Origin of the sequence: Bradyrhizobium diazoefficiens (assembly GCF_016616885.1) — a bacterium.
Classification (GTDB): Bacteria; Pseudomonadota; Alphaproteobacteria; order Rhizobiales; family Xanthobacteraceae; genus Bradyrhizobium; species Bradyrhizobium diazoefficiens_F.
In genome coordinates this window covers 7,382,486-7,400,518 of record NZ_CP067102.1, presented here as the reverse complement: position 1 = coordinate 7,400,518, position 18,033 = coordinate 7,382,486, and the positions used below count along the sequence as shown (strand labels likewise).

The window sequence follows — 18,033 nt, the reverse complement described above, 5'->3', positions numbered from 1 at the left end:
AGTCTGTCGCAGCTTTCGAGAGGTGCGACAGCCGGTCTCACGCGAGAATGCAGGCCTGATTGCCGCGGATGGATGCAAGTGCCCGCAAAGACATTCGACTACGATCCCGACGACATGATCCTCAACCTGTTCTACGAGGACAAGGACGATCGCTGGTTTCCCGGCGATCGGCATTTGCGGCGTATGGCGCGCAGGATGTTGTTTGGCGAGCCGCGCATGAGCGGACAGCTGCGCGTGTTCCTCAATCTCTGCGCCGGGCTCGACCGGCTCGGGATCCGCTATCGCGTCAACGACTACGGCTACATCGCGCAGTATCCCGAGGAAGTTGCCTGCATCATCGGCCGCGCCTTCCTGCTCGACAAGTTTGCATGGAAGAACCCGATCCTGCTTGGCGTTTGTGCCTATAATCATCCGTTGGACGATCCCGACCTGTTCAAGCGGCTTCCAGTCCGGAAATTCCTGGTGCCTGGTCCGTGGTATGCGGAGATGTACCGGGCCCATTGGCCTGAGACGGAAGCCTGGCCCGTCGGCATCGACACTGATTTGTGGGCGCCGTCGCGCCCGGGCGAGAAGACCGTCGACGTCCTCCTCTACGACAAGGTCAGCTGGGACCGCGAGCGCTACGTGCCGGAGCTGGTTGAGCCGGTTCGCGCGCGGCTGATCAAGGAGGGTCGCTCCTTCACCGAGTTGCGTTATGGCAGCTACAAGGAGGAAGATTATCAAGCAGCGCTCCGGCACTCGCGCGCGATGATCTTCCTGTGCCAGAACGAGAGCCAGGGCATTGCCTATCAGCAGGCGCTGTCCTGCGGCGTGCCGGTGTTCGCCTGGGATCCCGGCGGCCCGTGGCCGGATCCCGACTACTATCCGCACCGGGTGCAGTTCGAGCCGGTGTCATCGGTGCCCTATTGGGACGATCGCTGCGGGCTCAAATTCACGGACCGCGCCGGCTTCGAGGACCGCTGGACCGATTTCTGGGCCGGCTGCACCGCGGGCAAATTCGATCCGCGCGGCTACATCCTGGACAATCTCACGCTGGAGCAGCGCGCGCTGCAATATTACGAGATCGCGCGCAGCGTCGCTCGGCAGAGCCAGGTTCCTGCCACCTCCGTCACGCTGGTTGACGGATGGTTAACGGGGATGGGCTAGACCTCTGAGGTCCCCCATCGTCCCCTCAGGGCTTGAGGCATGGATCGCAGCGCCGCAGACATGACTGACGTCGAGGCCCGCTCGCTCGGCCATGCGCTGCGCGACGCGCTGGCGAGGCTCAACGTCGTGAACGCAGCGCGCTGCCTTGTGGCAGTCACGGCCCTGCTTCTGGTCGTGATCACGCTCGATCCGTTTCCGGACCTGCGCAACCCCGACGTCGCCACCGTCGTCGGCGGACGATTGGCGACGACCTATATTTCGCTCGGATTGCTGGCCGCAGTCGCGGTGCTGCTCACCCTCAGCACCGACGGGCCCTCGCTGAGAACCCTGGTCACGCCGCTGCATCTCTGCCTGATCGGATGGATGCTGATCAATCTCGCATTTTCCGAGAGCCGAGAGGTCTCGATCCAGCGCTTCGTGCTCGCGGCCAGCGCAACCACGCTGGCCGTCCTGCTGCCGCTGCTGACGCCGACGCCGCGGAGCTTCAATCTGTGCCTCGGCGGCGCCGCGCTGCTGCTGTTGGCGGTGTGCTATCTCGGCGTCTTCTTTGCCCCGCAATATTCGATCCACAGCGCGCTCGATATCACCGAGCCGCAGCTCGCTGGCGACTGGCGCGGCAGCTTTGCCCACAAGAACATCGCATCGCCAGTGATGACCATACTGGTCTATGTCGGCATCTATCTCTCTGCCGTCGGGTCCTTCGTGATGGGGCCCGCGATCGCGCTGTTTGCCGGCATCTTCCTGATTTTCACCGGCGGCAAGACCTCGTCGGTGCTGTGTCTTGCGATCTACGCCCTGGCATCGCTGGTCTATATCACACGAAGCCTGTGGCTGAAGCGGATCATCTGCTTCGCGCCGCTGCTCGCGATGAACTTGCTGACGGTCGGCAGCGTCACGAGCCCGGTGCTCGGCAGTATCACGCGGGCGCTTCCGGTCGATCCCACCTTTACCGGCCGTTCCGAGATATGGGAGTTTGCACTCGCAGCCGTGGCGGAAAAGCCGATCACCGGTCATGGCTATGCGGCGTTCTGGGACGGCGCGGCGGAGGGGCAGACCACCCAGGGCTCGGAATGGGCCGTGACGGCAGCACACAGTCACAACAGCTACCTCGATCTCGCCGTCAACATCGGCCTGCCGGGCCTTCTGCTCGTCCTCATCATCTTCGTGCTCGCACCGTTGCGCAATTTTCAGGAGGTCCAGGCGCACAACCGCAATAGCGCGCTGGGCAAGCTGTTCCTGACCATCTGGCTGTTCGGCCTGTATTTCGGGACGACCGAGACCTTCCTGCTCGAGCGGCAGAACCCGGTCTGGTTCATGTTCGCGCTCGCGGTCGCCGGGTTGCATTTCCTCGCCAGGTTCCAATGCGTCACGCAGAACCCGGTCGCTGACAGCTTGTCGCAGCCGCGCGTTTCATATCGGGACACGAGGGACATTGGGCACGCTGCGACGGTATCGGCTTAACGATAAGCAGCGACGTAACTTGTGGTCTGCGGCAAAACATAATCTATCTGGAAACGTTCAGTAACTGTATGCCCCCGCAAATGGCGTTTCTCAGCGTCGAACAACTAGATGGTCGGGTGTCCGGCACGTCGGGAATCTCAGTCGATTTCTTGCGTGACTGGCGACAGGCCGCATTGCGCCTGAACGCCGGGCATCGCACCGCGTTTCAGCATGGTTACTGGTTAGGCGCCTGGTACGAGGCCTTTCACGGCGTCGCGCCGCTGATCGCTGTCATCGCCGATACGACGAGCGGCAAGGACATCGCGATGGTACCGATGTTCAGCCACGTCAAACGCGGCATTCACGTGATCGAGTTTGCCGATCTCGGTGTCTCCGACAACAATGCGCCGATCCTGGCCTGCGATGCGAGCTTCGATGCGACAGGTGCACAGGCTGTCAGCGCGGCGCTGGTCGATGGCTTGCGCGCCTTGCCTGATGGCTTCGACCTGCTGCGCCTGAAGAAGTTGCCGGCCTATGTCGGCGCGAAGCCGAACCCGCTGGTGTCGCTCGGCCGGCTTGGCTCGTGCTCGCTCAACGGCAATCTCGTGCTGACCGGCGACGACTATGCGGATTATCAGGCCTCGATCAAGCGCATGCAGATGCCGCGCTGTTGGCGCGTGTTCAGCCGTCACGGCGGTGCGCGGTTCGAGATCGCCGGCGACGTTATTCGCGCGCACGAGCTTCTTGACGTTCTGGATGTGCAGCAGCAGGAGCGCATGCAGCTGCTCGGCTCGCGGTTCGTCCTCAACGACGAGGCCCACGCCCGCTTCTACCGTGATGTCGCCCGGCAGGGGGTTGCGGAAGGCTATGCGGTGGTTTCGGCGCTCGTCTGCGACGAGGGCATTGTCGCGACCACGTTTGGCGTCAAATACGGCGCGACCTATTATTTGCTGCGGATCGGCCATGCCGGCAAGCTGTGGGCGAATTGCTCGCCGGGGCTGCTCGTGACCGAGCGTACCATGGCGGCGCTGCATGCGCAGGGCGTGCGGCGCTTCGATCTCAGCATCGGCAATCACGATTACAAGCGCCGCTTCGGCGCCGAGCCGGTGCCGCTGACCGATGTCAGCGTCGCGCTGTCCTGGCGCGGGCTGCCTTATATGCTGCGCGATCATGCCGCGCAGGGACTGCGCCGCTATCCAAAGCTTGCGGCCTTTGCCGCACGGGCCATTGGCAAGACACGCTGAATCGCCACGCTGAATCGCGCGGCTCCGCTGGTTGCAGCGGTCACTCGAAGATCGCATTCGTTGTGCTATCGTGACCTCCTCAGCCAGGAGGCGACATGCACGATCGTTCGGACAAATATCGCACATTCTATGCGCAGTTGATCTGCGCCGCGGCCAAGGCCACGGACCCTCGTCTCGAGCAGGCCTTTCGCAACGTGCGGCGCGAACCCTTCGCCGGGCCCGGGCCGTGGTCGATCGCATTAGGCGGCCATCCCTATGTCGTGACGCCCGATGACGATCCCGCCTTCCTCTATCAGAACGCGCTGCTGGCGCTGGATCCGGCGCGGGGCATCAACATCGGCATGCCCGGCGCACACGCTCATTGGCTCAGCGGCTGCGGTGTCAGGGAAGGCGAGACCGTGCTCCAGATCGGCGCGGGCACGGGCTACTACACGGCGATCCTCGCCGAGCTTGCCGGGCCCAATGGACGCGTCTACGCCTATGAGATCGACGAGCGCTTGGCGGGGCTTGCGCGCGAGAATTTGAAGGGCATCGCCACGGTCGAGCTGCGCGAGCGCTCGGGCATTGCGTCCGATCTGCCCAGCGTCGACGTGATCTATGTCTGTGCGGGCGCGGCGCAGCCGGCCATGGAATGGCTGGAGGCGTTGCGCCCTGGCGGCCGGCTCGTGTTTCCGCTGGCCCCGGTGGGCATGCTCGGCGGCATGTTGATGATCACGCGCCCGGAGCAGGGCGCGGCCTGGCCGGCGAAATTCCTGAGCCGCGCCCAGTTCATCGGCTGCGCGGGACTCCAGGATGCGGAGGCGGGCCGGCGACTGGCCGAGGCATTCGCGAGGGGATGGGAGGGCGTGCAGTCGCTGCGGCGAGGGGACGCGCCCGACGAGAGCTGCTGGTTTGCCGGCGATGGCTGGTGGCTTTCAACCGCGCCCGCGTCGGCGCGCGCCGTCAGCATCCCGCCGCACGCGGACATCACGCAGGCCTGACCGATTAATATCCTGCGCACCCGGCACAGTGAAACCGGCCGCGCGAGGCGCGGAACAGGCTGCGGCAGTACCAGCGGCGCGCAAGCGCCTGGGCGGGCCTGCGGATCATCTGCGCAATCAAGAGAAGTTCGAAAGCCATTCGTGTCGCAAGTCCTTTGTCTCGTAAGTCCTTTGTCTCGCAAGTCCTGCGTCTCGTATATCGTTTCTGCAGACATAGATGGGGCGGCATTCCCTCGGGAGAATGCCGCCCGCGTCGCATCAGCCATGCAGCTGGTTTTGGAGCTTAAGCTTAGCCATGCAGCTCATCCCTGAAGCTTTTTGGCGGTCTCCGCGATCTGACGTCCCTGATAACGCGCGCCGGCGAGCTCGTTGGCGCTAGGCTGGCGGCTGCCGTCGCCGCCGGTGATCGTGGTGGCGCCGTAGGGCGCACCACCGGTGACCTCGTCGAGCTTCATCTGGCCGGCAAAGCCATAGTTCATGCCGACGATCACCATGCCGAAATGCAGGAGGTTGGTGATGATCGAGAACAGCGTCGTCTCCTGGCCGCCATGCTGGGTCGCGCTTGCGGTGAAGGCACCGCCGACCTTGCCATGCAGCGCGCCCTTGGCCCAGAGACCGCCGGCCTGATCGAGGAAGTTCGCCATCTGCGAGGCCATGCGGCCGAAGCGGGTGCCGGTGCCGACGATGATCGCGTCGTAGTTGGTGAGGTCCTCGATCCTGGCGACAGGGGCGGCCTGATCGACCTTGTAATAAGAGGCCTTTGCGACCTCGGCCGGCACCAGCTCGGGCACGCGCTTGATGTCGACGGTGGCGCCGGCTTCGCGCGCGCCTTCAGCGACGGCATTCGCCATCGCTTCGATGTGGCCATAGGCGGAATAATAGAGGACGAGAACTTTGGTCATGGTGGTCTCCGTTGGGGTGATCAGTGAATGTTCGTGATTGCTCCGACAAATGATACGGTTCACGCCGCGTCGACGAGCACGATCTCAGAGTCTTCGAGCGCCGTGATCTTCAGCCTGGCCTCGTCGCGGATCGCGGCGCCGTCGCGGGCATTGACCCGCACGCCGTTGATTTCGACCGCGCCTGCGGCCGGCACGAGATAGAGGTGCCGCGCCTTTTGCGGCTCGTACTCCGCGCTCTCGCCGGCCTTCAGCGTGGTGGCGAGCACCCGCGCGTCGGCGCGGATCGGCAGCGCGTCCGTGTCACCCGCGATGCCGCTCGCAATGGTGATGAGCTTGCCGGAGCGATCCGCCTTCGGAAACGGTTTTGAGCCCCAGGTCGGCTGTCCCCCGCGCGCATTCGGCTCGATCCAGATCTGGAAGATCCGGGTCTGCGTTGGCTCGAGGTTGTACTCGGAGTGACGGATGCCGCTGCCGGCGCTCATCACCTGCACGTCGCCCGCTTCGGTGCGGCCCTCGTTGCCGAGGCTGTCCTGATGGGTGATCGCGCCTTCGCGCACATAGGTGATGATCTCCATGTTGGCGTGGGGATGGGCGGGAAAGCCGGTGTTCGGCGCGATCTCGTCGTCGTTCCACACCCGCAAGGCGCCGTGACCCATGTTGTTCGGGTCATAATGACTTGCGAAGGAGAAGTGATGCTTGGCCTTGAGCCAGCCGTGATCGGCGCCGCCGAGTCTTGCAAAGGGTCTGAGTTCGATCATCTGCGTAATTCCCTGATTTGGACGGTGGTGGCGCCTGGATCAGGCGCCAAACCCGCCATCGACATTGAGCACGGTGCCGGTGACGAAGGAGGCTTCCGGGCTGGCGAGGAAGACGACGCCGGCGGCGACTTCCTCAGGCCTGCCGAAGCGCTGCAGCGCGTGCAGCTTGCGCTGGGTCTCGGCGAATTCGCCGCCGTTCTTCGGGTTCATGTCGGTGTCGATCGAGCCGGGCTGCACCACGTTCACAGTGATGCCGCGTGGGCCGAGATCGCGCGCCGCGCCTTTGGTGTAACCGACCACGGCCGACTTGGTGGCGACGTAGTCGGCAAGGCCCGGGAATGAGGCGCGGTCGGCGAGCATCGAACCGACGGTGACGATACGGCCGCCTTCACCCATCAATTGCGAGGCGGCGCGGATCGCCGCGATCACGCCATGCACATTGACCTGGTCCTGCCGCTCCAGCGCGGCCGTGTCGGCGTTGGCGTCGTCGATCGCGCCGCCATTGGCGACGCCGGCGTTGTTGACGAGAATGTCGAGATGGCCGAATTCCTTGGCGACGTCGTTGACGAGCTTCGTCACATCCTTGGCCGAGGCTTAGTCTGCCTTAAAGGCGCGGGCCTTGACGCCCCGGGCCTTCAGCTCGCTGACGACAGCCTCGGCCTTCTCGGGCGAGGCGACGTAGCTGATGGCGACGTCCGCGCCTTGATCGGCGAGAGCGCGGGCAGAGGCCGCGCCGATGCCGCGCGAGCCGCCGATGACGAGGGCAACCTTGCCTGAGAGCTTCTTGGTCATTGGATGTCTCCAGTCCTGAATTTCTGATGACCCTTGGATAAGCCTCCGCCCGTGGTATAGAAATAGAAACTGTCGAAACACATTGTTTCCCCAAATACCCTTATTGGACCGTTGCCATGGCCAAACTCCCCGATTTCGAGGCGCTCGCGATTTTCGCAAAAGTCGTGGAATTACGGTCGTTTGCGGGCGCCGCGAGCGAGCTCACAATGTCCAAGGCTACGGTGTCGAAGGCCGTAACCCGCCTGGAGGAGCGGCTCGGCGCCCGCCTGTTCAACCGCACCTCGCGCCGGCTGGCGCTGACAGATGCCGGGCACAAGCTTGCCGACCGCGCGACGCGCCTGCTCGCCGACGGCGAGGCGGCCGAGAATGAGGCGCTGGCGCAATCGGTGGCGCCGCGCGGCCTGGTGCGGCTCGCGGTGCCGATGACGTTCGGGATCAAGGCGGTGGCGCCGCTGCTGCCGGAATTTTTCGAGACCTATCCGGAGGTCTCGGTCGATCTGCATTTGAGCGATGCGACCGTTGATCTCATCGGCGAAGGTTTTGACATGGCGATACGGATCGCCCGGCTGCCGGATTCCTCGCTGATCGCACGGCGGCTCTTCACCATGCCGCGCTTCACGGTGGCCGCGCCATCCTACCTCAAGACGCACGGCCGGCCGACGCATCCGATGCACCTCGCCGAACACAAATGCTTCAGCTACGCCTACCTCTCGACGCCGAACATCTGGCACTACACCAATTCCGCCGGCGAGCAGGCCAGCGTCCGCCCCGGCGGCCAGCTTCGCGTCAACAATGGCGAGGCCGTGATGCCCTCGCTGATCGCCGGTCTCGGCATCGCCGAGCTGCCTGAATTCATTGTCGGCGATGCGATCTCCTCTGGTGCGGTCGAAGTGATCCTGAAGGACTGGAAGCAGGCCGAAGGCGCCGTGCACCTCGTCACCCCGCCCGGCGGCCCGCGCCCCGCCCGCGTCGAAGCGCTCGGCGATTTTCTCGCAGCGAAGCTGCCGGGCACCTGCAAGCGGAAGCCGCGCGTGAAGGCAAAGGCGTCGTAGGACGAGTAGCCCTCAACGACCTCCTTCATTGCGAGGAGCGGAGCGACGAGGCAATCCAGAATCTTTCCGCGGTGAGACTCACGACGTTCAACTACAACATCTTCACGCCGTCGATCGCGACAATGCGCAGGCTCGTCTTCAGTGTCTTTTCCAGCTGCGACTTCAAGTCATGAACACGCGGGTCGGTCGAGCGCGCGGCGCACACCGCGTATTGATGGACCGATTGCGCCAGGGCGCGGCGCGCTTCCGGCGTTCGCGTCACTTCGGGCTTTGAAAGCCGCAGGACGATCGCTGCGAGATTCACCAGCATCTCGTCCAGCGCCACGTCGATGGTCGCGTATTTTCCCATGGCACACTCCCTGGCGAAGCAACGGAGGGTGCAGGGGATGCGTTCCGGAGCGGGGCGGACATGGCTAACGCTTCGTAAACAGCTTGTTCTTGCCAATCGGCGCGCTAGGCTGGAGCTGAAACAAGAAAATAAGGGGAGGGGGCTGCCATGGATCGACGTGACGTCTTGCGTGCCGTTGCCGCATTGCCGTTGTTGCGGGCCGCGTTACCAGAGCATGCCTCCGCCCAAACTTATCCGGTGCGCAACATCACCATGATCGTGCCTTCCAGGAGCTAGGCTACAAGGATGTGGAAATGTACATCTGGGCCGGTCTGTTTGCGCAGAGCTCGCTTCCTGCGCCGATTGCAAGCCGCCTGCGCGAAGCGATGGCGCCGGTGATGACGAGCCCTGACGTGCTCAGGACCTTCGCTGCCTCTGGCAGCCTCGTTGCCTATCAGGATGCTCCGGCGTTCTCCGACTTCGTCGCGACCGACAGCGCCCGGCTGATCGCGGCGGTCAGGAAGATCGGCCGGGTCGAATAGGTTCCAGCGGAGTTTTCACATTTTTTTGTTGGGCCAGAACCTGTCCGCGTCTCATTGATTGGGGAGAATTCGAGAGACTCGGAAGGGATCGTGACATGACAACACAGCGAATTGCGCTGGGTGTGGCGCTTGCGATTGGCGGCATCGTCGCGCAGAGCGCTGCGTCCGCCGAAGAATATCGCGGAACCATGGAGCAGCAGATGGCCTGCACGCCTGATGTCTGGCGCCTGTGCAGCGATCAGATTCCGGATGTGAGCCGCATCACGGCCTGCCTGCGGCAAAACACGCCGCAGCTCTCGAGCGGCTGCCGCGCGGTGTTCCAGTCCAATAATCAGATGCCGCCGCCGCAACCGGTCCCGCGCAATCGGGCTGCGCCGCCGCGCTATAACAATCCGCCGCCACCTCCGCAGGCGCAGCCGCGGCCCTATGACTATGACGACGATTAGCGCCGGCTGGAGCATGATCCGGAATAGTGCGCAGTAGCAGGCGCGAAGATGCGGTCGTGCCGCCTCGTTCAGCGCTCCTCCTTGCTGTCCGACCCAGGTCGACGTCCGAGCGCTGTCCGCATGAGGACACCGAAGAGGATGGCTGCGACGGGCCAATGGAACCAGATCTTATGCGCGCCGGTAAAAAGATTGATCAGAATCAGAAAGGCCGACACCGTGAGGGCCGCTGCAACCGGTCGGGGCAGTTTGGCCAGCCAACCCGAGACGACACCCATCCACGAGGATGGCTCATGCCTGTCGCCCATCCGCAGGCGACCGGCTTCCTCCCGCCGAGTTGGGCTTTCGTTGACCGCAAAGCTCCCTCGCCCGGCGGTTTGACCGCCCAAGGTCAGACGATAGCTCGTCACCGGAGCAATGTTTTTCATGGGTCGCTGGCCGAGACAGTCGAAGCCAACGGATAGCTTGTTGTGCACCTGATCGTAGACTGAGCTCGAGATCACGACGCCGCCGGGTTCGGCGAGTTCTTGCAGCCGCGACGCGATATTGACCCCGTCGCCATAGATGTCGGAGCCGTCCACCATCACATCCCCGAGATTGATGCCGATGCGAAACCGCATCGGGTGCGCGCGAGGCGGGTCTGAATCCTGGTTGGAAATTTCCTGCTGGATCTCGACCGCGCATTGCACGGCCTCGACGACGCTGGCGAATTCGGCGATCACAGCATCGCCCCAGGTATTCACGATGCGGCCGTCATGACGCTCCACCAATCCCGCAATGGAGGTGCGGTAGCGGCGGAGCGTCTCCAGCGTTCCCGCCTCATCTGCTTCCATGAGGCGAGAATAGCCGTACACATCAGCGCACAGCACGGTGGTCAGCCGTCGTTTGACCTTATCGTCGGGCATCGGCCATATGGTAGCCTCCCTAACGCATCGGCATCAAGCGTCGCATCCAGTGCCATGGTCGTTTTGCGACCAGTGCCGGCCCCAAACTCGTCACAACCGCGCAACGAATCGCAGTCAGCCGAGTGCGGTCGAAAATTGAGCATTGGAGGGAATGGCATGCCTGTGACCAAAACTCCTGGAGCGCTTGTTGTCATGATCGGCGCTGCGATATTGCTCGGTGCGCCTGCAATGGCCGCACCGGTCACGCCTCTGTCCGGGGCCGCCAGGCCGACGGTGCAGGAGGGCGATTTGGCCCAAGATCAGGCTCAAGATCTGGCCCAAGATTTGGCTCAAGATCTGGCTCAAGCGCGTTTCGGCTGGTGGCGCCACGGCTGGGGTCATTGGCAAAGCGCACGCTATCGCTGCCGTCCCTACTGCGGTTGGGGCGGCTAGCTCGCGAGATCAGCTAAATTTCGGACTTTGCCGGCCCATCACTTCAACTGGCGCAGTGTATTGGTATGTCTGAAGTTGGCGGTGGACCGGACGCCGCCGGCTAACTGCAAGAATGTCGAGACTGACCCCGACCGGACCACGAGCGACGTCGGCATTTCCGCGGCTGTCGGAATTATAGCGGGCATCAAGTGCGCCAGATCTGCGCGCCGCGATTTATAGGTTCACGCCCGCCTGATCTAAGGTCTGTGCTCGCAGACATCGACCCACTCCGCCGCGGTCAGCTCGGCCAACCGCTCCGGCGTGATGCGCACGGCGCTGTGGGTCGAGCCCGCGGCCGGCACCACAATGTCGAAGGTCTTCAGCGAAACGTCGCAATAGACCGGCAGCGGTGACTTCAGCCCGAACGGGCAGACGCCGCCGACCTCGTGGCCGGTGATCTCGGCGACCTCTTCCAGCCCCAGCATCTTCGGCTTGCCGCCGAACGCAGCCTTGACCTTCTTGTTGTCCATGCGTGAGGTGCCGGCGGCGACGATCAGGATCACACGTTCGCCGATCCGTAAGGACAGCGTTTTGGCGATCATCCCGGGCGCGACGCCATAGGCTTCAGCAGCCAGCGTCACGGTCGCCGAACTGATCGGGGATTCCATGACTGTTATGTCGGGGGCTTTCTCGGCGAAGAAGGCGCGAACGGATTCCAGGCTCATTCAAGTCAGCTCATTCCAGGCATTATTTCGGCCGTGCGGGCGGGCGGCGATCCCCGGGTCATCCTTAGACGATCCTGGCTAGCTCCGAGAGCGAACGGACACGATGATCCGGCGCAAAGCCGAGTTCGTCCATCTGGGTGCGGATCGCCCAAAACATCGTCAGCGGTGCCACGAGTTCGTTCTCGACGCAAGCCAGCGCCATGGCCTCCGGCGTCACCCGTTCGATCCAGGCGACGTTGAGCCCGAACGCTTTCGCCCCGGCGACGTCCCAGGGATTGGAGGAGACGAACAGCACCTCATGCGGCGCGGTGCCGAGCACCTCGCCGATCAGCTCATAGGCCTGTGGGCTTGGCTTGAATATCTTCTTGGCATCGACGCTGATGGTGGCATCGAGCAGGTGGTCGAGGCCGGAATTGCGCACCAGCGTGTTCAGCATGTCCGGGCTGCCATTGGAGAGGATAGCGAGCTTTCGCGGCTTGAGCGACGTGAGCGCTGCTGCTGCATCCGGATAGAGATCGAGATGCAGGTACTTCTCGATGACGCGCTCGAACGCCTCGTTCTCATAGGCAAGCCCGAGCACGCGCAGCGTATAGGCCAGCGAGTCGCGCGTGACGGCCGCAAAATCCTGGTAGCACCGCATCAGCGAGCGCAACCAGGTGTATTCGAGCTGCTTGATCCGCCAGACCTGCGTGATGATCTCGCCGTAACCCGGAAATGCATCCTCGGTGATGTCAGCGACCGACTGGATGTCGTAAAGCGTCCCATAGGCATCGAAGACGACGGCTTTGACGGGCAATGGACCGTTCCTCCGTAATCGTGGCGGCCCTGGACTATAGCCGGCGCCGCGATATCGATCCAAGCAGGAAAAGCAATTGCCGTGCTATCCGCGAGCTGCATCCCGACTTGCGCCGAACTAGCTGGCTTGGTCGCGAATGACCCGGATCAGACGTCAGCTAGCCAATGAGGTTCGATCACGGTCGTGCCTGTCAGGCCAACTGAACGGGCCCGTGGTCATCGCAATGATCACCATGCGGATGGTGCAGCCGACCGTCCACGAGATAGTCGACATGGTCGCCATGCGGCACCTGTTCATGTCCGCAGTTTGGGCCGTGTACGTGTGAACAGTGGACTTGAGGCGTGCACTTCACGGGGTTTGCTGGGCTGACCGGAATGACATGTTCGTCCACGTGATTCCCGTGCATGTGATGGAGATGGCCGTCGTGAAGATAATCCACGTGGCCGTCATGACGGATTCCAGTGTGCCCGCAATTGGGGCCATGCCTGTGCGAATGATTGGCATGATGCTTCTCGGTGCAGGTTTCCATCATTGTGTCCTTTCTTCGCTCAGGAACCAGGGCCCCACTGCTTCTCTGTAGGCTGCTCGATCGGCGCAAATGCAAAGATCTCAGAAATGTGCTTCGCCGCTCGCCGGAGTGTGGTTCCACCTCTCGTGTTTGGAGACGAAGCTGGGCCGGACCGCCATGCGCCCGGAACATCGATCAAGCGCCATTCCGGCCCCGATACGTTCCGTAGCTTCGCCCTGCACGAGGTAGAAATGCTTTTTGCAGGCGCCTGTTCCTTCCCGGACTAATCGCCCTTCACATTTGAAGGTGAATTTGGCACCTGCTCGAGGCAGACACGTGCGCGGCCGATTCCGCAGCGCACGTGCGCCATGATTGTGCTACCCGCGCCTAGGCAGCCTGCCGCATGCGTTCGATGCTCTGGGTTATATGGTTTCCGGCATCGTCAGCCACCTTCAGAGACAAGTCCGCCATCCGGCGGCTGGTATCCAAGGCGCTACTGATCGTGTCGCGCATCAGATCGGTCTGCACAGCCGCCAAATCGTGGAGAGTTCGGCAACGCAAAAGTTCATTCGTGCGGTCCATGCTCCTCTCGATCTGCTGTCGAACGAAATCGAAGTACTCGCGCGACGCACCGTTCATTCCTTTGGCGACTGCAGTCGTCGAGTACATGATTGCTTCTGCATTGCGGACCGATCGTTCCGCTGCCCGCTGCGCTTCATTGCCCGTCAAGCCGAACGAGCGACCAAGCTGATCAGTCGAGCGGCCCATCATTGCCGTGGCCATGTCGACGCCGAAGCGCCAACTGTTTTGCAACATCTCGGCATTTTGTTGCAGGAGATGGCTGCTGGCTTGAGCCACCTCTTCCCCGGCCTCAGCGGTAGCTAAGCCGATCCGTCTGGTCTGCTCGGCGGTCCTCTCGGCGGCGCGGCGGATTGTGTCCTCAGGGTTTTGGGTAGACTTTTCCTCCTGGCGTGGATTGGCCATTTTTTGCTCCATCGTTGTTGTTGGTGAGGTCGGATCCTATGCGCTCTGTCATAGGTGCCATCCTAACCGAGCAAACGTGGGCATTGCTGGACCGTTCCGGGTGAGCAATGTTTTAATCAATCCTCCGCCATTGCGCGCAGGAACGAGCGCTTCAACTTCCAATTATTCTTTGGTTGGCTCACCTGCTCCGCGCTGCGGGGCCAATGGTTTTTAGCCCTCGATCATCAAGGCTCAGCAATAACCACCGCTGAAGCCGTGGTGCTCATCGGTGCCTTGTTCTTGGCACTTTTCGTCATCGGTAACATCTGCTTCCCCAAACTAGCGAATGGAGGAATCCACCAATCAATTCAATAATCAATTCTTAAGGCCGACATGACTTCTCAATCGCATCGTCTATCCGGCGCTTCTGCTTCCGACCCGTTTGATATTTTCGGAGGATGAGCACGAACGCGCTGCTATCAGGGGCGGAGCAGCGTCACACGAACTGCAGCGCAAGCTAGCCAGTCGGCTGACGTCCTCGCCGCGTCCAGGTCGCCCGCTCGGCGAAGACCTTGCTGACCTCGGCCATGTGCTCTGTGCCCCACGAGCAGAGCGGCACCAGGGCCTGGGCGAGGCTGTGGCCCAGAGGGGTGAGACTGTAGTCCACCCGCGGCGGCACCTCCTTGTAGTCGGTCCGCTTCACGAGACCATCGGCCTCCAACTCCTTGAGTTGCTGGATCAGCATCTTGTCGCTGACATCGCGCACGGCGCGCCGGAGCTCGCCATAGCGGGTCGGGCCGTCCTGGGCGAGGAAGTACAGGATCAGCGGCTTCCATTTGCCGGCGACGACCCGCAGGGTTGCGTCGAGGCCGCAGGTGAAGCCGGGCAAGGTCGGTGTGCAGCCCTGGACCGGTGGCGATGCTGGCGCAGGCGTGAAGGTTGGCTCTGAATGATCTGATGACATTTTTTGGGTACTTACCAAAAGGTGCATACTTGTCGTTAGGTGGGTAGGCCGCCAGCTCAGTGCAACCCTAGTGAAGGAGCACATCATGAGCAGACTACAAGGCAAGACGGCAGTCGTGACCGGCGGCGGAACCGGCATCGGATTTGGAGCCGCCAAACGGTTCGTTGGCGAAGGCGCGTTCGTCTATCTCTTCGGGCGGCGGCAGGAGCCGCTCGATGCCGCCGTTGCGAAGCTGGGTCCCTCGGCGCGAGCTATCAGGGGTTCGGTGACGGATCTGTCCGACCTCGACCGGCTGTACGCGGTGGTGAAGGCCGAACGCGGCGGGCTCGACATTCTGTTCGCCAATGCCGGCACCGGGTTGTTTGCGCCGCTCGGCGAGATCACGGTCGAGCATTACGATCACATCTTCGACGTCAATGTGAAAGGCCTGGTGTTCACCGTGCAGAAGGCCCTGCCGCTGATGACGAAGGGGGCGTCGATCATCCTGACCGGTTCGAGCACGGGCGTGATGGGGACGCCGCAGTTCAGCATCTACAGCGCAACCAAGGCCGCGATCCGCAATCTGGCGCGGAGCTGGGCGCTGGACCTGCGCGGCACGGGCATCCGCGTCAACGTGCTGTCTCCGGGTCCGACCAAGACGGAGCTGGCGCTGGAGATCGTCGGCGAGGAAGCGTTCGATGCGCTCGGAAGCGCCACGCCGATCGGGCGTGTGGGCGACCCGGCCGAAACAGGCGCGGTGGCTGCGTTCCTGGCGTCCTCCGACAGCAGCTTCATGACCGGCGGCGAAGTTTTCGTCGATGGCGGCCTGGCGCAGGTCTGAAGCCTTTAGCGGTTGAGCATCAGGGCTTCGGTCCGCCGAAGCCCTGATGAAGGGAACTTTGTCTAGCGCTGGACATCAACAGGGTGCTCCGTCAAAGCGGACGCGCGCGGCGTGGATATCAGAATAACGACGGTCGGCCCAATCAATGAGGCTCGCCATCGGGTCCAGCAGGGATTGGCCTAGCGGGGAAAGGCAATATTCAACACTCGGCGGCTTGGTCGGAAAGACATGGCGGGTGATAAGTCCGTCGCGCTCCAAGTCGCGCAGCGTCTGGGTGAGCATGCGCTTGGAGATGTCGCGGATAGCTCGGTGAAGCTCGCTGAAGCGCTGTGGTCGCGTCGCCAGGGTCATGATCATGAGTATGCTCCACTTGTCGCCGATGCGGTCGAGCACGTCGCGCACCGGGCAATGTACGGGCTCCACCGACTGGGCGTCGTCCGATTGATATCGGCTGAATCGCTCGATCGCGCTTGGTGCGTCGCTCATGCCGGTCCCCTTTTTCTCTCCTGGTTACAAAAAACTGCCTCCTTACGGTGCAGGCTTCAGGTCTCTATGTGAGACCTTCCCTAGAACGTAGACCATCTAACACCGGGAGAATACCCATGTTTCTAGTTACAGGAATCACAGGAAAAGTCGGCGGCGCAACGGCTAGGCATCTGTTGGCACAGGGTAAGAAAGTGCGCGCGCTGGTTCGCGATCGCGCGAAGGCGGCAAGCTGGTCGAACCAGGGCGTGGAACTGGTCGACGGCGACTGGAACGATGCGGCCGCCATCGAACGGGCGCTCAAGGGCGTCGATGGCGCGTTTGTGATGTTGCCCGCCGTCTGGGCCCCCTCGCCGGACTTCAAGGAAGCCAACGGCGTCATCGCGAACTATGTCGAGGCGCTGACCAACGCCGCGCCGCCGCGGGTCGTCGGGCTCTCGTCGATGGGGGCGAACCGAACCAGCGGGCTGGGGATGATCACGGCCCTGTCGCTGCTGGAGCAAGGATTTCGCAAACTGACATCGCCGACCGCCTTCGTGCGCGCTGGCGGATTCTTCGAGAACTTCCTTTACGGCCTGCACGTCGCCCAGGGCGGCACACTTCCAGTCTACTACAATCCGACCAGCCGAAAATCGACGATGGTCGCGACGAACGACATTGGTGTCGAGGTGGCGACGCTGCTGACGGGGCCGGCTTGGTCTGGGCATCGCGTCATCGAACTTGGTTCGATGGTCAGCGCAGATGAAGTCGCAGCGCAACTGGGCGATGTCATGCAGCGCGAAGTCAAGGCCTTCGCAGTCCCGCGGGCCGAGTGGCCGGCAGCGTTCGAGCGGTTCGGCATCCCGAAGGGCCAAACCGGGCCGGCTGAAGCGATGTTCGACGCCGTCAACGCGGGCTGGATGGACCTCGGCGTCGCCGGCACGGAGCATGTCGCCGGCGCAACGCTTCCCCGCGATGTCTTCGCGGCGGCCCAGAAAGCCGCCACGGCGTAGGTCTGCGGATCAGAGAAATTCCCATCTCCTTCGGAATGAATGCGTCGCGGCCGGCCGTCTCTTGGCGTGACCACACAGGTCTTCCGCGGCGCCCCATCAGAAAAGGTTGAACAAATGTCAAAGATTTCCTGGCGCCAAGTCTCGGCCTTGGCACTGGCGGCTTTCTTCGTCGTGGGATCGCTCAGCAACATCCTGGCCCCTGGGTCGATCTACGAGGAATATCTGCGGTGGGGATACCCGCACTGGTTCCATTTCGTGACCGGATCGCTGGAACTCACGGCGGCCGTTCTGCTGGCGCAGCCACGGACGCGGCTGTGGGGCTCGGCGCTCGGCTGCGCCATAATGTTGGCGGCGCTCGCGACCGTCACCCTTCACGGCGAATACGGGCACGGGGTAGCGCCGCTTATCGTGGCGATACTGTCAATAGTTGTCGGCCGGCTCGCCTGGCGGAAGCGGCTCCCCAACTCGGCATGATTGTCGCCGCTGGCAAGTTAATGAGTCCGCGTCCTAGATCCCCAGAATCTTCCGCGCGTTGGCCTTGAGCACCTTCGGCCGGATCTCGTCGCGGATGTCGATCTTGGCGAAGTCCGACAGCCAGCGGTCCGGCGTGATCACCGGCCAGTCCGAGCCGAACAGCATCTTGTCCTGCAGGATCGAGTTGATATAGCGCACCAGGATCGGCGGGAAGTATTTCGGCGACCAGCCGGAGAGGTCGATGTAGACGTTCGGCTTGTGGGTCGCGACCGACAGCGCTTCCTCCTGCCAGGGAAAGGAGGGATGGGCGAGGATGATCTTGAGGCAGCAAAATCTGAGGCGAAGCTAGACGTCGCGACGAACTG

At 62.8% G+C, this 18,033-nt stretch carries 19 protein-coding genes and 3 pseudogenes; 11 read left to right on the top strand and 11 right to left on the bottom strand.

Going from position 1 to position 18,033, the window contains the following annotated elements; all coding sequences use genetic code 11:
* Positions 1-78 precede the first annotated feature (78 nt).
* The 4 genes from JJC00_RS34545 (at position 79) to JJC00_RS34530 (ending at position 4,810) form a co-directional block, all read left to right on the top strand.
* Positions 79-1,146 carry a glycosyltransferase gene (locus JJC00_RS34545; RefSeq protein ID WP_200470206.1) on the top strand — a complete coding sequence of 356 codons (1,068 nt, stop codon included), beginning with the start codon at positions 79-81 and terminating at the stop codon, positions 1,144-1,146.
* Positions 1,147-1,185: 39 nt separating this feature from the next.
* Positions 1,186-2,607, top strand: a complete 1,422-nt coding sequence (locus tag JJC00_RS34540) for an O-antigen ligase family protein (RefSeq protein WP_200470205.1) — start codon at positions 1,186-1,188, stop codon at positions 2,605-2,607.
* A gap of 80 nt (positions 2,608-2,687) precedes the next feature.
* Entirely contained in the window at positions 2,688-3,830 is a 1,143-nt protein-coding gene (locus tag JJC00_RS34535; RefSeq protein WP_200470204.1) for a GNAT family N-acetyltransferase, read from the top strand.
* A gap of 95 nt (positions 3,831-3,925) precedes the next feature.
* Positions 3,926-4,810: a protein-L-isoaspartate O-methyltransferase family protein gene (locus JJC00_RS34530; protein ID WP_200470203.1), complete on the top strand. Its 885-nt coding sequence runs from the start codon at positions 3,926-3,928 to the stop codon at positions 4,808-4,810.
* A gap of 302 nt (positions 4,811-5,112) precedes the next feature.
* Here JJC00_RS34530 and wrbA read toward each other — a convergent pair whose 3' ends face one another.
* From wrbA to JJC00_RS34515, 3 genes and pseudogenes are all read right to left on the bottom strand, one after another.
* Positions 5,113-5,712, bottom strand: coding sequence for an NAD(P)H:quinone oxidoreductase (gene wrbA / locus JJC00_RS34525; RefSeq protein WP_200470202.1), 600 nt, complete (start codon positions 5,710-5,712; stop codon positions 5,113-5,115).
* A gap of 59 nt (positions 5,713-5,771) precedes the next feature.
* A complete protein-coding gene (locus JJC00_RS34520) occupies positions 5,772-6,470 on the bottom strand; it encodes a pirin family protein (RefSeq protein WP_200470201.1) in 699 nt (232 codons plus the stop codon).
* Between the two features lie 39 nt (positions 6,471-6,509).
* Positions 6,510-7,262, bottom strand: a pseudogene (locus JJC00_RS34515) (SDR family NAD(P)-dependent oxidoreductase).
* A 116-nt stretch (positions 7,263-7,378) separates the two neighbouring features.
* Here JJC00_RS34515 and JJC00_RS34510 point away from each other — a divergent pair.
* Positions 7,379-8,314: a LysR family transcriptional regulator gene (locus tag JJC00_RS34510; RefSeq protein WP_200470200.1), complete on the top strand. Its 936-nt coding sequence runs from the start codon at positions 7,379-7,381 to the stop codon at positions 8,312-8,314.
* Positions 8,315-8,405: 91 nt separating this feature from the next.
* Here JJC00_RS34510 and JJC00_RS34505 read toward each other — a convergent pair whose 3' ends face one another.
* Positions 8,406-8,663 (bottom strand): hypothetical protein, encoded by a 258-nt coding sequence (locus JJC00_RS34505; RefSeq protein WP_200470199.1) that lies wholly within the window; start codon positions 8,661-8,663, stop codon positions 8,406-8,408.
* Between the two features lie 263 nt (positions 8,664-8,926).
* On the opposite strand from JJC00_RS34505, the pseudogene JJC00_RS34500 reads away from it, so the two are divergent.
* Both JJC00_RS34500 and JJC00_RS34495 read left to right on the top strand, forming a co-directional pair.
* Positions 8,927-9,184 (top strand): annotated as a pseudogene (locus JJC00_RS34500) (tripartite tricarboxylate transporter substrate-binding protein); the annotation flags it as partial.
* Positions 9,185-9,279: 95 nt separating this feature from the next.
* Entirely contained in the window at positions 9,280-9,630 is a 351-nt protein-coding gene (locus tag JJC00_RS34495) for a hypothetical protein (RefSeq protein ID WP_200470198.1), read from the top strand.
* A gap of 68 nt (positions 9,631-9,698) precedes the next feature.
* Here the strand turns inward: JJC00_RS34495 and JJC00_RS34490 are convergent, their stop codons facing one another.
* Positions 9,699-10,532, bottom strand: coding sequence for an adenylate/guanylate cyclase domain-containing protein (locus JJC00_RS34490; RefSeq protein WP_200470197.1), 834 nt, complete (start codon positions 10,530-10,532; stop codon positions 9,699-9,701).
* Positions 10,533-10,688: 156 nt separating this feature from the next.
* On the opposite strand from JJC00_RS34490, the gene JJC00_RS34485 reads away from it, so the two are divergent.
* Positions 10,689-10,964 carry a hypothetical protein gene (locus tag JJC00_RS34485; RefSeq protein ID WP_200470196.1) on the top strand — a complete coding sequence of 92 codons (276 nt, stop codon included), beginning with the start codon at positions 10,689-10,691 and terminating at the stop codon, positions 10,962-10,964.
* A gap of 236 nt (positions 10,965-11,200) precedes the next feature.
* Here JJC00_RS34485 and JJC00_RS34480 read toward each other — a convergent pair whose 3' ends face one another.
* The 4 genes from JJC00_RS34480 to JJC00_RS34465 all read right to left on the bottom strand — a co-directional run bounded on the left by JJC00_RS34480 (position 11,201) and on the right by JJC00_RS34465 (position 14,824).
* Positions 11,201-11,668 (bottom strand): YbaK/EbsC family protein, encoded by a 468-nt coding sequence (locus tag JJC00_RS34480; RefSeq protein ID WP_200470195.1) that lies wholly within the window; start codon positions 11,666-11,668, stop codon positions 11,201-11,203.
* 64 nt (positions 11,669-11,732) lie between these two features.
* Positions 11,733-12,464 carry a haloacid dehalogenase type II gene (locus JJC00_RS34475; protein ID WP_200470194.1) on the bottom strand — a complete coding sequence of 244 codons (732 nt, stop codon included), beginning with the start codon at positions 12,462-12,464 and terminating at the stop codon, positions 11,733-11,735.
* A gap of 895 nt (positions 12,465-13,359) precedes the next feature.
* Positions 13,360-13,956 (bottom strand): phasin family protein, encoded by a 597-nt coding sequence (locus tag JJC00_RS34470; protein WP_200470193.1) that lies wholly within the window; start codon positions 13,954-13,956, stop codon positions 13,360-13,362.
* A gap of 496 nt (positions 13,957-14,452) precedes the next feature.
* A complete protein-coding gene (locus tag JJC00_RS34465) occupies positions 14,453-14,824 on the bottom strand; it encodes a winged helix-turn-helix transcriptional regulator (protein ID WP_200474323.1) in 372 nt (123 codons plus the stop codon).
* 160 nt (positions 14,825-14,984) lie between these two features.
* Here JJC00_RS34465 and JJC00_RS34460 point away from each other — a divergent pair, with 160 nt between their 5' ends.
* Positions 14,985-15,719 carry an SDR family NAD(P)-dependent oxidoreductase gene (locus JJC00_RS34460; protein WP_200470192.1) on the top strand — a complete coding sequence of 245 codons (735 nt, stop codon included), beginning with the start codon at positions 14,985-14,987 and terminating at the stop codon, positions 15,717-15,719.
* A gap of 75 nt (positions 15,720-15,794) precedes the next feature.
* Here the strand turns inward: JJC00_RS34460 and JJC00_RS34455 are convergent, their stop codons facing one another.
* Positions 15,795-16,205 carry a winged helix-turn-helix transcriptional regulator gene (locus JJC00_RS34455; protein WP_200470191.1) on the bottom strand — a complete coding sequence of 137 codons (411 nt, stop codon included), beginning with the start codon at positions 16,203-16,205 and terminating at the stop codon, positions 15,795-15,797.
* 116 nt (positions 16,206-16,321) lie between these two features.
* Between JJC00_RS34455 and JJC00_RS34450 the strand changes: the two genes are divergently transcribed.
* Both JJC00_RS34450 and JJC00_RS34445 read left to right on the top strand, forming a co-directional pair.
* Entirely contained in the window at positions 16,322-17,194 is an 873-nt protein-coding gene (locus JJC00_RS34450) for an NmrA family NAD(P)-binding protein (protein ID WP_200470190.1), read from the top strand.
* 114 nt (positions 17,195-17,308) lie between these two features.
* On the top strand, positions 17,309-17,668 hold the full coding sequence (locus tag JJC00_RS34445; protein WP_200470189.1) for a DoxX family protein: 360 nt from the start codon (positions 17,309-17,311) through the stop codon (positions 17,666-17,668).
* A gap of 33 nt (positions 17,669-17,701) precedes the next feature.
* Here the strand turns inward: JJC00_RS34445 and JJC00_RS34440 are convergent.
* A pseudogene (locus tag JJC00_RS34440) lies at positions 17,702-17,992 on the bottom strand (amidohydrolase family protein); the annotation flags it as partial.
* Positions 17,993-18,033: the final 41 nt, after the last annotated feature.